The following is a 12,528-nucleotide window of genomic DNA, read 5'->3' as shown; positions in this document are numbered from 1 at the left end:
CGACATGCCCCGGAAAATAGCGTCGAAGGCATGGAGATCACGACCACCGACCTCGGGCTCGCCGCCCGCGTCCAGCACCTGAAGAAGACCTACGGCTCGGGCGAGGGCACCGTCCACGCGCTCGACGACGTCAGCGTGGGCATCCGCCGCGGCCAGTTCACCGCGATCATGGGCCCCTCCGGCTCGGGCAAGTCCACGCTCATGCACATCATGGCGGGGCTCGACAGCCCGACCGAGGGGCGCGCGTGGATCGGCGACACCGAGATCACCGGCCTCGGTGACATCGACATGACGATCCTGCGCCGCCGTCGCGTGGGGTTCATCTTCCAGGCCTTCAACCTCGTGCCGACGCTCGACGCGCTGGGCAACATCATGCTGCCGTTCGAGCTCGACGGCCGTCGCCCGAGTGCGCTCGAGCGGGCCCGCATCGACGGCCTCATCGAGACCCTCGGGCTCGGCTCGCGCCTGAGCCATCGGCCGCACCAGCTGTCCGGCGGTCAGCAGCAGCGCGTCGCGATCGCCCGCGCCCTCGCCACCGCTCCCGACCTCGTGTTCGCCGACGAGCCCACCGGCAACCTCGACTCGAAGACCGGGCGCGAGGTGCTGGGCCTGCTCGCGGCCGCGAGCCGCGAGCACGGCCAGTCCATCGCGATGGTCACGCACGACGCGATCGCGGCGAGCCACGCCGACCGGGTGCTCTACCTGGGCGATGGCCGGATCGTCGCGGACCACCCGCGTCAGACCGCCGAGCAGATCTCCGCGTACATGCTCGCCGCGGAGGTGGCCGCATGACCGCGCTCGCCACGGTGGTCCCCGAGACGAGGGCGACCGGACCCCGGCTGGGCTGGCTGCGCGATCGCGGCATGGGCGCCAGCATCCTGGTCGCGGCGCTGTCGGCCGCGTTCGGTGTGCTCCTCGTCGAGATCACCGCGTACATCGGCGCCGTGCTGCAGGCCGATCCCTTCATCGGAGACAGCGAGACGCTCGCCTTCGTCGTCGCGCTGCTCTCGGTCCTGCTGACCGTCGTCGCGATGTACGTCGCCGCGATCGTCACCGCGAACACGTTCTCGACCATCATCGCCGGCCGCACCCGCCAGATCGCACTCCTGCGACTGATCGGGGCGACGGCGCGCTCGCAGCGGGCGCAGGTCGGGAAGCAGGGACTCGTGGTCGGCCTCCTCGGGGCGGCGATCGGTCTGCTCGCCGGCCTCGTGCTCTCGGTGGTGGGGGTGCAGATCGGCGCGCAGCTGATCGCCAACGCCCCCTCCGACTTCTCGCTCGCCCAGCCGTTCATCGCGCTGCCGGCGATCGGTGTCGCCCTCACCACGTGGGCGGCGGCCTGGGCAGGATCCCGGCGCGTGCTCTCGGTCACCCCGCTGCAGGCGCTGGGCGGATCGGTCGAGCGCACGCACGACGAGGTCTCCGGCAAGCCCGGCCGTCATGTGGGCGCCTGGGTGCTGCTGATCGCGGGGGCCGTGCTCCTCGCGGGCGGTGTGCTCATCGGTCTCGTGACCCCGCTCGGCGTCGTGGTCGCATTCTTCGGCGGTGTGCTCTCGTTCACGGGTCTCGCCCTCGGGTCGGTGCTGTTCATGCCCCCGGTGCTGCGCCTGGTGGGTCGCATGTTCGGGTCTAGTGCGACCTCGCGTCTGGCAGCCGAGAACGCGCTGCGCTACCCGGAGCGCTCGTCCCGGATGGCGATCGGCGTGGTGATGGGGGTGACCCTGGTGACGATGTTCGCCGTGGCGCTCGAGTCGGCCAAGCGTCTGATGATGAGCCAGGTCACGGGGGAGGTCCCCGCGGAGTTCTTCGCGCCGATGGACGCCTTCGCAGGCGTCATGATGGTGCTGGTCGCCGTCTCCGCCGTGATCGCCGCGGTCGGGCTGGTGAACCTGCTCACGATCGGTGTGGTGCAGCGTCGCCGCGAGCTGGGACTGCTGCGGTCGATCGGCCTGTCCAACCGCCAGGTGCGTCGGATGGTCCTGCTCGAGGCCACGCACATCACGGTGGCGGCGACACTCACGGGACTCGTGCTGGGGGTCGTGTACGGCTGGATCGCGGCGCAGTCGCTGCTCGGCTCGGTGCCGACTCTGCCGGACTTCATCCCGGCGGGGCTCGTGGCTCCGCAGATCCCGTGGATCCCGGTGGCGATCATCGTCGTCGCCACGGCCGTGCTCACGCTGGTGGCGGCCGCGACGCCCACCCGCCTGGCGACGAGGGTCGCCCCGGTCGAGGCGCTCGCCGCGGACTGACGCCTCTAGGCTGGTCGGATGCCGTCGCCGTTCGATCAGTCCACGTATCAGGTCCGTCTCGACTGGGGCACCGCGGGGCTCGCCCGCCTCGCACCCGCCGACATCGTCGTGGTCGTGGACGTGCTGCGGTTTTCGTCCACGGTCATCGACGCGGTCGGCTCCGGCGCCGATGTGAGCCTGGAGGCAGCCGCGTCATGGTCGCGGAACGGCGCGGCCGTGGCCCTGGCCGCCGCTCCGGACGCCACCGTGCTGGTCGGGGGCATCCGCAACGCGGCCGCGGTGGCCCGAGCCGTTCAGATGATCCAGGAGCGTCGACAGGAGCGGACCTCGGTCGCGGTCATCGCCGCCGGTGAGCTCGACGCCGACGGGACGCTGCGGTTCGCGGTCGAGGATCAGCTCGGCGCGGGAGCGATCGTGCTGGCACTGTCGGATCGGGGCATCGACCACACGGCTCCCGATGCGGCCGTCGCCGCCGAGGGGTTCCGCGCCCTGCGCGGTGCGCTGCGACACATGATCGGTGCGAGCGGATCCGGGCGCGAGCTCGCCGTCGGCGTCGCGTCGACCGCTCGCATCGAGGAGTCCGGGCTGGTGCCGACGTCGACCGCGGATGCCGCCGTGCTCGACGCCACCGACGTCGTGCCGGTTCGGGACGAGGGCTCGTTCATCCGCTTTGAGTGAGTGGTGCCGTCCGTTCCGGCACGGAGATCTCGGCCGGATGCCGCGGGGCAGGGGCTCGTGCGGCTCGGGACACGTAGGGTCGTGGCATGAGGTACCTCCCCGCAGTCATCGTCGACGTCGTGCTCGTGCTGATCTTCGCCGCGATCGGACGTGCGTCGCACGACGAGAACCCCGCCGGCTTCCTGCTCACCGCCTGGCCCTTCCTGATCGCACTGCTCCTCGGGCATCTCCTCGCCGCCGTGCTCCCCGGTCGCCCGCGCCGGCCGTGGTCGCTGCTGTGGGGCACGGTCGTGTGGGTCGTGACGGTCGCGGGCGGCATGCTCATCCGCGTGCTCAGCGGTGACACCGCCGAGGTGCCGTTCATCATCGTGGCGACGATCGTGCTCGGGGTGTTCCTGGTCGGCTGGCGCGCGATCACGGCCCTGCTGCGCCGCCGCCGCGCTGCGGGCACGTCGGACGCCGGCATCGCCGAAGACGTGTCGGACGCCGCGGACGCGTCAGACGCCGATGACGTGTCGGACGACACCGTGTCGGACGCCGACGTCACCACGACGCACGACGACCCGGAGGATCGGGCGCGCTGACGGGCTGTCAGCGCGGCATCTGGGCGGCGAGGCGCGCGTCGGTCGAGATCTCGCGGCGCGTCCAGGCGAACAGGTGCCTGGCATCGAATGTGCGTGAACAGCGTGCGCACGACGTGGCCCTCGACGGGCGACGGTGCCGATACGTCACGTGCCCTGCGGGGCAGCGGCCGACCCACGGCGCGAGCTCCACGGCGGTCTCCCCGCGATGCGTCGTCCCGCCCACGTAGCCGAGCTCATGCGCGACCCGCTTCCACGCCGGACCGTGCGCGGCGGCGTGCCCGGCGAGCGCGTGCGCGACCTCGTGCAGCAGCACCTGATGGATCTCGTCGTCGTCGAAGCGCGCGGCGAGGTAGCGCGACACCGTGATGCGCTTCTTCGTGTAGTCGCACTGCCCGGCCCGACGCTTCGCATGATCGAATCCGAAGGACCAGCTGTCATCGAGATGCAGCGTGATCAGTGCCTCGCCCCAGACGCGCACACGGTCAAGTTCCGCCATGCGCTCAGGCTAAGCCATGCGACCGACATCGCGGTCGACGACAGGCTCAGCCCGCGACGAGCTGCGAGGGACGACGCCGCTCGGCGGCCTCGATCGCGAGCAGCGCTGTCTCGAGCTCACTGTCTTCCGCACCGCCCTCGCGGCGCAGGAACAGCGACTGCTTGAAGCTCTCCCGAGCCGTCTCGAAGTCGCCGGCGTCATACGCGTTCTTGCCATGGTGCTGATAGGCGAAGGCCGCGATCGACAGCCATCGCTGCCCCTCGGCCTCGGTCGCACAGGTGTCCAGCTCCTGCTCGGCGGCGGCGTGCGCTCCCCGGTACTGCAGGATCGTCGCGTGCAGCACTCGTGCGCGCAGCACGTCCTTGCGGGTGCCGGCCATGCGCGCCTGGCGCACCGTCTCGTCGGCCAGCGTGAGCGCCTCGTCCAGGCGGTCGAGCACCTTCAGCAGCCAGACCCGTTCCAGCAGAGCGGGCAGGCTGCGCTGCGACTCGATCTCTGCGAGACGCGTCGCGCACTCGTGCAGATCGACCACTTCGCGGAGGGTCTCCTGGTCGTATCCCCGGATGAAACTCATTGCTCTCCTTCCGCAGCGTCCCCGTCCAGTGTGCCTTCCGGTCGCACCGTCTGCGGGGCGGCGCGCCCTGGTCTGCGCATCCCGTCTCCGACACGCCGAGGGCGTTCGGAAGCTCGACTCCGAAGCGGACGGATCGGGTGGGATCAGCGCAGGAAAAGGGAGGCGTCGGGCCGCGGCGAGGCCACGGCGTCGGTGTCGGTGACGACCCGTGCGCCCTGGATGAAGGCCACCACCTCGGCGCCCTGTGCGATCTTGGCGGGATGCGGACCGGCAGCCAGAATCCGCGGCAGCCACTCGGTCGGCAGGGGAGCGGCGGATGCGGCGATCACGAGGTTCCCGAACCGACGCCCTTTGAGCACCTGGGTGTCGGCGAGGACGGCGATCTCGGGGAGCACCTCGGCGATCGTCGCGGCCTGACGGCGGGCGAAGGCGAGCCCCGGGCCGTCGGCGACGTTGACGAGCAGCACTCCACCCGGCGCGAGCAGTTCGGCGAGTTCGCGGTAGAACTCGACGCTGGTGAGGTGCGCGGGCGTCTGGGCGCCGGAGTACACGTCCGACACGACGAGGTCGCAGCTCGCCTGCAGGGCGCTGGGCAGCTTGCGGACGCCGTCGCGCGCATCGCCGATCCGGATGCGGATCGCGGCGCCCTTCGGGAGCGGCAGGTGCTCGCGCACGAGCTGGGCGAGCGGCGCTTCGAGCTCGATGACCTGTTGGCGGGAACCGGGGCGGGTGGCGTCGACGTACCGGGGGATCGTGAGCGCACCGGCACCGAGGTGCACGGCCGTCAGCGGTCCCGGCGAGAGCTGGTCGATGACCGCGCCCATGCGCACGATGTACTCGAAGTGCAGGTGGGTGGGATCGTCGAGGTCGACGTGCGATTGCGGAGTGCCGTCGACGATCAGCTCGAAGCCGCTCGTGAACTCCGACGGGACGATGCGGGCGACTCCGCCGTGATCCAGGCGGACCTCGGGGTGCTCGGTGTCTCGCGCTCTCGTCCGGCCCATGGCACGAGCCTACGCGTCGGGAGTGGAGGTCAGCGCTGGTTGCCGACCGAGCAGGTCTCCTGCTCCAGCGTCTGCCCGGTGATGTCGGGAGGCAGCGTCGTCCTGACCTCCGGCGCCGCGGTCGCCTCGGTCGTCGGCGCGGGAGTCGCCCCCGGCGTCGGGGTCACGAGTTCGACGCCGCGGTGCGACGTGACGTCACCCGTCAGCTGGAGCGGCCGCCCCGACTTGATCGCGGCCCACAGCGCCTCGGCATCCGCCTCGTTCGGCACCACCTTGTCGTCGTCGTCAGGGTCGGCCACGTTCGGGTACTGCACGAACACGAAGTCGCTGAAGCGCACGTCCTTGAGCGCGAGGGCGAACTGGGCGAGACGCAGCGGGTCGTTCAGCGATTCGCTCGGGTCGATGTTGTCGGCGATGGCTCCGGCGATGCCGAGGACCTTCGTCACGTCGGTCAGCGTGTCCTCGCTGAGCACCTTCTTCGCGAGGCGCGACATGTACTGCTGCTGATTGGAGATGCGCGCGAGGTCGCTCTCGTCGCCGACGCCGTGCCGCGTGCGGATGAACTGCAGGGCCTCGACTCCGGAGACGGTGCGCGTTCCGGCGGGCCAGTCGATGCCGGTGTGCCGATCCTTGATGCCGTCGCCGGCGATGCAGACCTCGACGCCGCCGATCGCATCGGTGACGGCCATCACACCGTCGAAGCTGATCTTGGCGGCGTACTCGATCGGGATGTCCCCGAGCTCGCTCACCGTCTTCACGACGCAGGAGAGCCCGGCGTGCTCGAAGACGGAGTTGATCGAGGCCTTCCACATCGACGAGGCGACCGAGCCGTCCGGGCGCGTGCATTCCGGGACCGCGACGCCGAGGTCGCGCGGGAGGGAGACGACCGTGACGTTGCGCGGCTCCGCCGACACGTGCACGAGGAGGTTGACGTCGTTGCGGCTCAGGCCGTCGGCCTCGGAGCAGCGCTCGGCGAACAGCGCCGTGGCCTTCGCCCCGCACTCGTCCGTTCCGATGATGAGGATGCTGAACGACTTGTCGGCCGGGTAGGCGCCGAGTGCCGGCGGGTCGACCTCGGGTGCGCCCTCCAGCGCCACGGCCCCGTCTCCCACGCGGTTGAACACATCGACGACCACGAAGGCCGCGACGGCGACGGCCGACACCGCTACCACGCCGAGCGCGATGCCGAGGAACTTCAGCAGCGTCGAGACGGCGCTGGGTGTGGGCAGGGTCGCATGGCGCGCGACCGTCGAACGGTCGGCATCGTCTCCGCGGCGAAGCATGCTGGCGAGCCTACCGGCGGCGGGTGATGTTACGGCCGCATGACGATTGTGGGAGGAACTTGCAGGTAATTAGTTAGTCGTGGATACTTTTTCCTAACCCCCGGTGAGTACCCGATGCTCGCCTGGACTTTTTCAAAGAGGAGATCCCTTCATGCACAAGCGCATTCTTCCGGCCGTGGCGCTCGGCGCCGTGGCCACGCTCGCCCTCGCCGGCTGCGCCGGCGGCAGCGACAACAGCTCCACCGACGGAGAGGGCAAGGAGCTCACCGTCTGGATCATGAAGGGAACCAACCCTGACGCCAGCGCCTTCTATGACAAGGTGTCCGACGCCTTCGAGAAGGAGACCGGCGCGACGGTCAAGATCGAGGAGATCCAGTGGGCCGACGCCCACGACCGCTTCGTGACGTCCATCGCCGGTGGCACGACCCCCGACATCGCCGAGACCGGCACCACCTGGACCGCCGAGTTCGCCGACGCCGGCGCGCTCCTCCCGATCGACGAGTACGTCGACGGTGAGAAGGGTCTGCGCGACGACCTGGTCGAGGGCCTCGAGGTCGCCGGCACCTACGACGACGAGCTCTACGGCATGCCGTGGTACGCCGGCGTCCGTTCGCTGGTCTACCGCGCCGACGTGTTCAAGGAGCTCGGTCTCGACGCTCCGAAGACGTGGGACGACATCGTCGCCGCGGGCGACGCCATCAAGGCCGCCAAGCCCGACATGCTCCCCTTCCCGGTCCCCGGTGACGCCGAGTTCCAGGTCTACCCCTGGGTCTGGGGCGCCGGTGGAGAGATCGCCACGAAGGACGGCGACACCTGGACCAGCGAGCTCGACAGCGCCGAGTCGCAGGCGGGCATCGAGTTCTACACGGGCCTGGCCACCGAGCACGGCTTCTCCTCCGCAGGTGCCACCACCTGGAAGGAGACCGACCTTCGTGACGCGTTCACGCAGGGCAACGTCGCGATGATGCTCTCGGGCTCCTGGACGCCGAACTCGCTCATCGAGGCGAACCCCGACCTCGAGGGCAAGATCGGTGCCGCGGTCATCCCCGGCAAGGACGGCGGCATCGCCCCGTCGGTGCTCGGCGGATCGCACCTCTCGATCTTCAACACGACGAAGAACGCCGACCTGGCGTGGGAGTTCGTGAAGCTCGTCACGACCGGCGAGTTCGCCGAGCAGTGGTCGGACGAGACCGGCTACTTCCCGGGCGTCCAGTCCGCGATGGAAGAGGCCCTCGCCTCGACCGACCCGCTCGTCGCACCGTTCGCCGAGCAGATGGTCGACGGCGGAGCATCCGTCCCGGTCACCCCGAACTTCGGCGCCGTGCAGGCGAAGAAGACGACCAACTCCATGATCCAGGCCATCCTCAGCGGGCAGAAGGACGTCGCGACCGCGACGAAGGACGCCGCTGCCGAGATGACCGATCTGCTCAACCAGTAAGGAAGCATCCCTTCCATGTCGATGGTGCAAGCGCCACTGCCGGCCACGAAGGCGGAGTCCACCTCCGCCTCCGTGGCCGGCGGCCGGAAGCGACGCGGTCTCTCGGTCGTCGCGACCCGCCCCTGGCTCCTTCTCGCGCCCGGGCTGGCCATCCTCGCGGTGCTCATGCTCTGGCCCCTCATCCAGGTGTTCATCTACTCGCTGCAGGACTACGGCCTGCGCGAGATCAACACCGGTGAGAACAACTGGATCGGTCTCGACAACTACGTCGAGGCGCTCACCAACCCGACTCTCTGGACGGTGGTGCTGCCCAACACGGTCGGGTTCGCCGCCGTGGCGGTCTTCGTGACCGTGGCGGTCGGCACGCTCGTCGCCCTGCTGCTCGCGCGGCTCGGCACCACGTGGCGTGTCATCGTCTCCAGCTGCATCATGGTCGCGTGGGCGATGCCCGCCGTGACCGGCACGTACGTCTGGACCTTCATCTTCGATGCCGATCGCGGCATCTTCAACGCGGTCCTCAAGGACCTGGGTCTGATGGACGCGTCCGTCAACTGGTTCACGAACCAGTGGTCGTTCTACGCCATCGTGCTCCTCAACGTCGTCCACCATGGCTTCCCGTTCGTGGCGATCACGGTGCTCGCCGGTCTGCTCGGCGTCTCCAAGGAGATGCTCGAGGCCGCGGCTCTCGACGGCGCCGGCGCCTGGCGTCGTTTCTGGAAGATCATCTTCCCGACGCTCAAGCCCGTCTTCTCGGTCGTGATCATCCTCTCGACGATCTGGGACTTCAAGGTCTTCGCCCAGGTGTACCTGATGCCGGGCGGTGGCGGCGGCAACCGCCAGGTGCTGAACCTCGGTGTCTGGTCCTACGTCGAGTCCTTCGGTCAGAACCGGTACGGCTTCGGTGCGGCCCTCGCCGTGCTGCTCACGCTCGTGCTGATCGGCATCACGATCGTCTACATCCGCTCCCTCATGAAGGAGGACGAGCTGTGAACCCGCGCCCGAGGCTCCGCTCCCGCATCGGAATCGGAATCGCGGTCGCCGCGGTCCTGATCTTCACGCTGTTCCCCGTCTACTGGATGGTCTCCAGCGCGTTCGACGGCAAGGCCTCCAGCGGTGGGCAGTCGCTGCTCCCGCAGGAGTTCACCTGGGACAACTTCGCCTTCGTCCTCACCGACGGCGGCTTCGGCACCTACCTGCGCAACTCGGCGATCGTGGCACTCGTCACGGTCCTCGTGAGCGCACTCGTGTGCCTCCTCGCCGCGGTCGCCGTGGCGCGGTTCAAGTTCAAGTTCCGCACCACGATCCTGATGATGATCCTGATCGTGCAGATGGTGCCGCTCGAGGCGCTGGTCATCCCGCTGTTCCTCCAGGTCAAGAGCCTGGGCCTGCTGAACAGCATCCTCGGCCTGATGGTCGTCTACGTCGCCCTGTCGCTCGCCTTCGGCATCTGGATGCTGCGCGGTTTCGTCGCGGCCGTCCCGGTCGAGCTCGAGGAGGCCGCGTACATCGACGGTGCGAGCTGGTGGCGCATGTTCCGCTCGGTCCTGCTGCCGCTCGTCATGCCGGGCCTCGTCGCGACCAGCATCTTCAGCTTCATCACGGCGTGGAACGAGTTCATCTTCGCGATGACGATCCTCGGCGCCCAGACCGACCAGTACACGGTCTCCATCGGCCTGAAGTCGTTCTTCGGTCTGCACTCCAACGACTGGGGCAGCATCATGGCCGCGTCGACCATCATCACCGTCCCGGTCATGATCTTCTTCGTGCTGGTGCAGCGCAAGCTCGCCTCCGGCATGGTCGCGGGAGCGGTGAAGGGATGACCGACGACCTCGAGCGCCTCGCGAACGGCGTGCTGTGGCCGGGCTTCTTCGGCACCGAAGCGCCCGAGTGGCTGCGCGATGAACTGCGTGACGGGCTGGCCGGAGTCGTGTACTTCGGGCAGAACGTCGGCGAGGGGCTTCCCGCCCTCAGCGCCGCGATCCTGGACGCGAACCCCGACGCCCTGATCGGGATCGACGAGGAGGGCGGCAGCGTCACCCGCCTCGAGTCCGCCACCGGGTCGACCGTGCCGGGCGCGGCCCAGCTCGGTCTGCTCGACGACCTCGTCGCGTCCGAGAAGACCGGCGCGGAGCTCGCCCGACGGGTGCGCGCGGTCGGCGCCAACGTGGTGCTCGGTCCGGTCGCCGACGTCAACACCGACCCCCGCAACCCGGTCATCGGCGTGCGGGCCTTCGGTGACGACGAGGCGCTCGTCTCGCGGCACGTCGTCGCGACGATCGACGGCATCCAGGATGCTGCGGTGGCCGCCTGCGTGAAGCACTTCCCGGGCCACGGCGACACGCACATGGACTCGCATCACTCGCTCCCGGAGATCACCCTCGATCTCGAGGAGGTCGAGCGGGTGCACCTCGAGCCGTTCCGGGCCGCAGTGGATGCCGGTGTGGATGCCGTCATGACGGCGCACATCGTCGTCCCGGCGTGGGGCGAGCAGCCCGCCACGCTCAACCCGCGCGTGCTCGGCATGCTGCGTGACTGGGGCTACGACGGGGTCATCATCACGGATGCGCTCGACATGGCCGCCATCCGCGAGACAGTCGGACTCGGCGGGGGAGCAGCGCTGGCACTCGCGGCCGGCGCCGACCTCCTCTGCATCGGGAACCCGACCAACCCGGGTGATGCCGCGCTGCCCGACCAGGACGAGCGGGACTTCCGCGCCGCACGGGACGGGATCGTCGCCGCGCTGCGTGACGGCTCGCTGTCTCGGGAGCGGGTCGAGGAGGCGGCCGCTCGCGTCGCCGCACTCGCGACGAAGCTGCGCGTGGCGGCCGAGAGCGAGCACGAGCCCGTGGCCGAGCTCGACGCCGCTGAGATCGTGCGCCGCGTGGTGACGGTCTCCGGCGAAGCCCCGGAAGTCGCCTCCGAGCTCGCCGTGATCGATGCGCGGCGCCGCTCGACGCTCGCCGTCGACAGCGCAGGTTCCTATGTCGCGAACGCCCTCGCAGGCGACGGTCTGCGCGTGCGCCTCGACGTCGCCTCCACCCCGGAGTCGGAGCAGGATCGTGTGCTCGACGAGGTCGTCGCGGCCCCGGGCACCACGGTGCTCCTGATCGACCGGCCCGATACGGATGCCGCACAGCGGGCCCTCGTGGAGCGGGCCGCCGCGCGTGATTCGGCTGCGGTCGTGGTCAACGTCGGGCTTCCCGCCCGGGGTGCGCTGCCCCTGCCGACGGTCGAGGTCGCGGCAGCCAGTAGGCTCGGTGCGCAGATGGCGCGCGAGGTCCTCCTCCGCAGCAGAGGATGAACAGCGCCGGCTGAGACAGGATCCTTCCATGGACGATGACGTTCTGGCTCGGGTGCGCAGGTCGCTCCCGAAGCTCAGCGCTGCCGAGGCGCGGGTCGCGGAGACGATGCTCGGCGACCCGACGCTCGTCGTCGACCTGGCGATCAACGATCTCGCGCAGCTGTGCCGGACCTCGCTGTCGACCGTGGCGCGCTTCTCGCAGTCGCTGGGGTACAGCGGCTACCGGGAGCTGCGGGTGTCGGTGGCACGGGCGATCACGCTCGCGCAGGCGCAGCAGGCCCGGTTCGGGCTGGACACCACCGCGATCGATCCGGACGACGGACCCACGGCGATCGCCGCCAAGCTCGCGGCGCAGGAGATCGATGCGATCGAGAAGACCGCTCTCGCGCTGGATGCGGACGCTCTCGACCGGGTCGCCCTGGCCCTGGTCGACGCGCGCCACATCGACCTCTTTGGCCAGGCCGCGTCGTCGCTGACCGCGCAGGACCTGCTGCTGAAGCTCTCGCGCATCGGCTGCTCGGTGTCGCACTCGCCGGATCCCCACCTCGCGATGACGACGGCTTCGCTGCGGACGACGGGCGATGTCGCGATCGCCTTCTCCCATGGTGGGGAGACCACGGAGACGCTGCGGGCGCTCGAGGTCGCACGGGACGCCGGGGCGCTGGCGGTCGCCGTGACGAGCGTCGCCGAGTCGTCCCTGGCCCTCGCGGCGGACATCGTGCTGCTGACCCAGGCGCGCGAGTCACCGTTCCGGATGGCGGCGATGTCGAGTCGGATCGCCCAGCTCGCCCTCGTCGACGTGCTCTTCGTGCGGGTCGTGCAGCACCGCGGCGAGCTGGTCACCGTCTCGCTGCAGCTGACCCACGACGCCGTTCCCCCGCGCCGCCACTCCTGACCGCCCCGGTCGCCGGCGAGGTCCAC

At 69.9% G+C, this 12,528-nt stretch carries 13 protein-coding genes; 9 read left to right on the top strand and 4 right to left on the bottom strand.

From position 1 onward, the window contains the following. The first annotated feature begins 30 nt into the window (after positions 1-30). The 4 genes from AC07VM_RS10845 to AC07VM_RS10830 all read left to right on the top strand — a co-directional run bounded on the left by AC07VM_RS10845 (position 31) and on the right by AC07VM_RS10830 (position 3,511). Positions 31-792 carry an ABC transporter ATP-binding protein gene (locus AC07VM_RS10845; protein ID WP_267417441.1) on the top strand — a complete coding sequence of 254 codons (762 nt, stop codon included), beginning with the start codon at positions 31-33 and terminating at the stop codon, positions 790-792. Then, the gene (locus AC07VM_RS10840) at positions 789-2,249 is read left to right on the top strand and encodes an ABC transporter permease (protein ID WP_494911154.1); all 1,461 of its coding nucleotides are present in this window, start codon (positions 789-791) and stop codon (positions 2,247-2,249) included. Before AC07VM_RS10845 ends, AC07VM_RS10840 begins: the two co-directional genes overlap by 4 nt. An 18-nt stretch (positions 2,250-2,267) precedes the next feature. Next, positions 2,268-2,927 (top strand): 2-phosphosulfolactate phosphatase, encoded by a 660-nt coding sequence (locus tag AC07VM_RS10835; RefSeq protein WP_494911152.1) that lies wholly within the window; start codon positions 2,268-2,270, stop codon positions 2,925-2,927. An 86-nt stretch (positions 2,928-3,013) separates the two neighbouring features. Next, entirely contained in the window at positions 3,014-3,511 is a 498-nt protein-coding gene (locus tag AC07VM_RS10830; protein WP_494911150.1) for a DUF3054 domain-containing protein, read from the top strand. Positions 3,512-3,518: 7 nt separating this feature from the next. Here the strand turns inward: AC07VM_RS10830 and AC07VM_RS10825 are convergent, their stop codons facing one another. The 4 genes from AC07VM_RS10825 to AC07VM_RS10810 form a co-directional block, all read right to left on the bottom strand. Beyond that, a complete protein-coding gene (locus AC07VM_RS10825; RefSeq protein ID WP_267417445.1) occupies positions 3,519-4,007 on the bottom strand; it encodes a SprT-like domain-containing protein in 489 nt (162 codons plus the stop codon). Between the two features lie 46 nt (positions 4,008-4,053). Next, entirely contained in the window at positions 4,054-4,581 is a 528-nt protein-coding gene (locus tag AC07VM_RS10820) for a hypothetical protein (RefSeq protein ID WP_267417446.1), read from the bottom strand. Between the two features lie 143 nt (positions 4,582-4,724). Then, the gene (locus tag AC07VM_RS10815) at positions 4,725-5,585 is read right to left on the bottom strand and encodes a spermidine synthase (RefSeq protein WP_494911148.1); all 861 of its coding nucleotides are present in this window, start codon (positions 5,583-5,585) and stop codon (positions 4,725-4,727) included. Positions 5,586-5,614: 29 nt separating this feature from the next. Further along, a complete protein-coding gene (locus tag AC07VM_RS10810; protein WP_494911146.1) occupies positions 5,615-6,868 on the bottom strand; it encodes an LCP family protein in 1,254 nt (417 codons plus the stop codon). Positions 6,869-7,019: 151 nt separating this feature from the next. On the opposite strand from AC07VM_RS10810, the gene AC07VM_RS10805 reads away from it, so the two are divergent. From AC07VM_RS10805 to AC07VM_RS10785, 5 genes are read left to right on the top strand one after another with little or no spacing between them, the layout of a single operon-like run. Further along, positions 7,020-8,306 (top strand): sugar ABC transporter substrate-binding protein, encoded by a 1,287-nt coding sequence (locus tag AC07VM_RS10805; protein WP_267417450.1) that lies wholly within the window; start codon positions 7,020-7,022, stop codon positions 8,304-8,306. 15 nt (positions 8,307-8,321) lie between these two features. Then, positions 8,322-9,296, top strand: a complete 975-nt coding sequence (locus AC07VM_RS10800; RefSeq protein ID WP_494911144.1) for a carbohydrate ABC transporter permease — start codon at positions 8,322-8,324, stop codon at positions 9,294-9,296. Beyond that, on the top strand, positions 9,293-10,126 hold the full coding sequence (locus AC07VM_RS10795; RefSeq protein ID WP_017828171.1) for a carbohydrate ABC transporter permease: 834 nt from the start codon (positions 9,293-9,295) through the stop codon (positions 10,124-10,126). Before AC07VM_RS10800 ends, AC07VM_RS10795 begins: the two co-directional genes overlap by 4 nt. Continuing rightward, positions 10,123-11,607: a glycoside hydrolase family 3 N-terminal domain-containing protein gene (locus AC07VM_RS10790; protein ID WP_494911143.1), complete on the top strand. Its 1,485-nt coding sequence runs from the start codon at positions 10,123-10,125 to the stop codon at positions 11,605-11,607. Before AC07VM_RS10795 ends, AC07VM_RS10790 begins: the two co-directional genes overlap by 4 nt. A gap of 28 nt (positions 11,608-11,635) precedes the next feature. After that, positions 11,636-12,502 carry a MurR/RpiR family transcriptional regulator gene (locus AC07VM_RS10785; protein WP_267417453.1) on the top strand — a complete coding sequence of 289 codons (867 nt, stop codon included), beginning with the start codon at positions 11,636-11,638 and terminating at the stop codon, positions 12,500-12,502. The last annotated feature ends 26 nt before the right edge of the window (positions 12,503-12,528 follow it).

Source organism: Microbacterium sp. GW821-FHT01D02, assembly GCF_059422585.1.
This window is presented reverse-complemented; position numbering and strand designations above follow the sequence as displayed.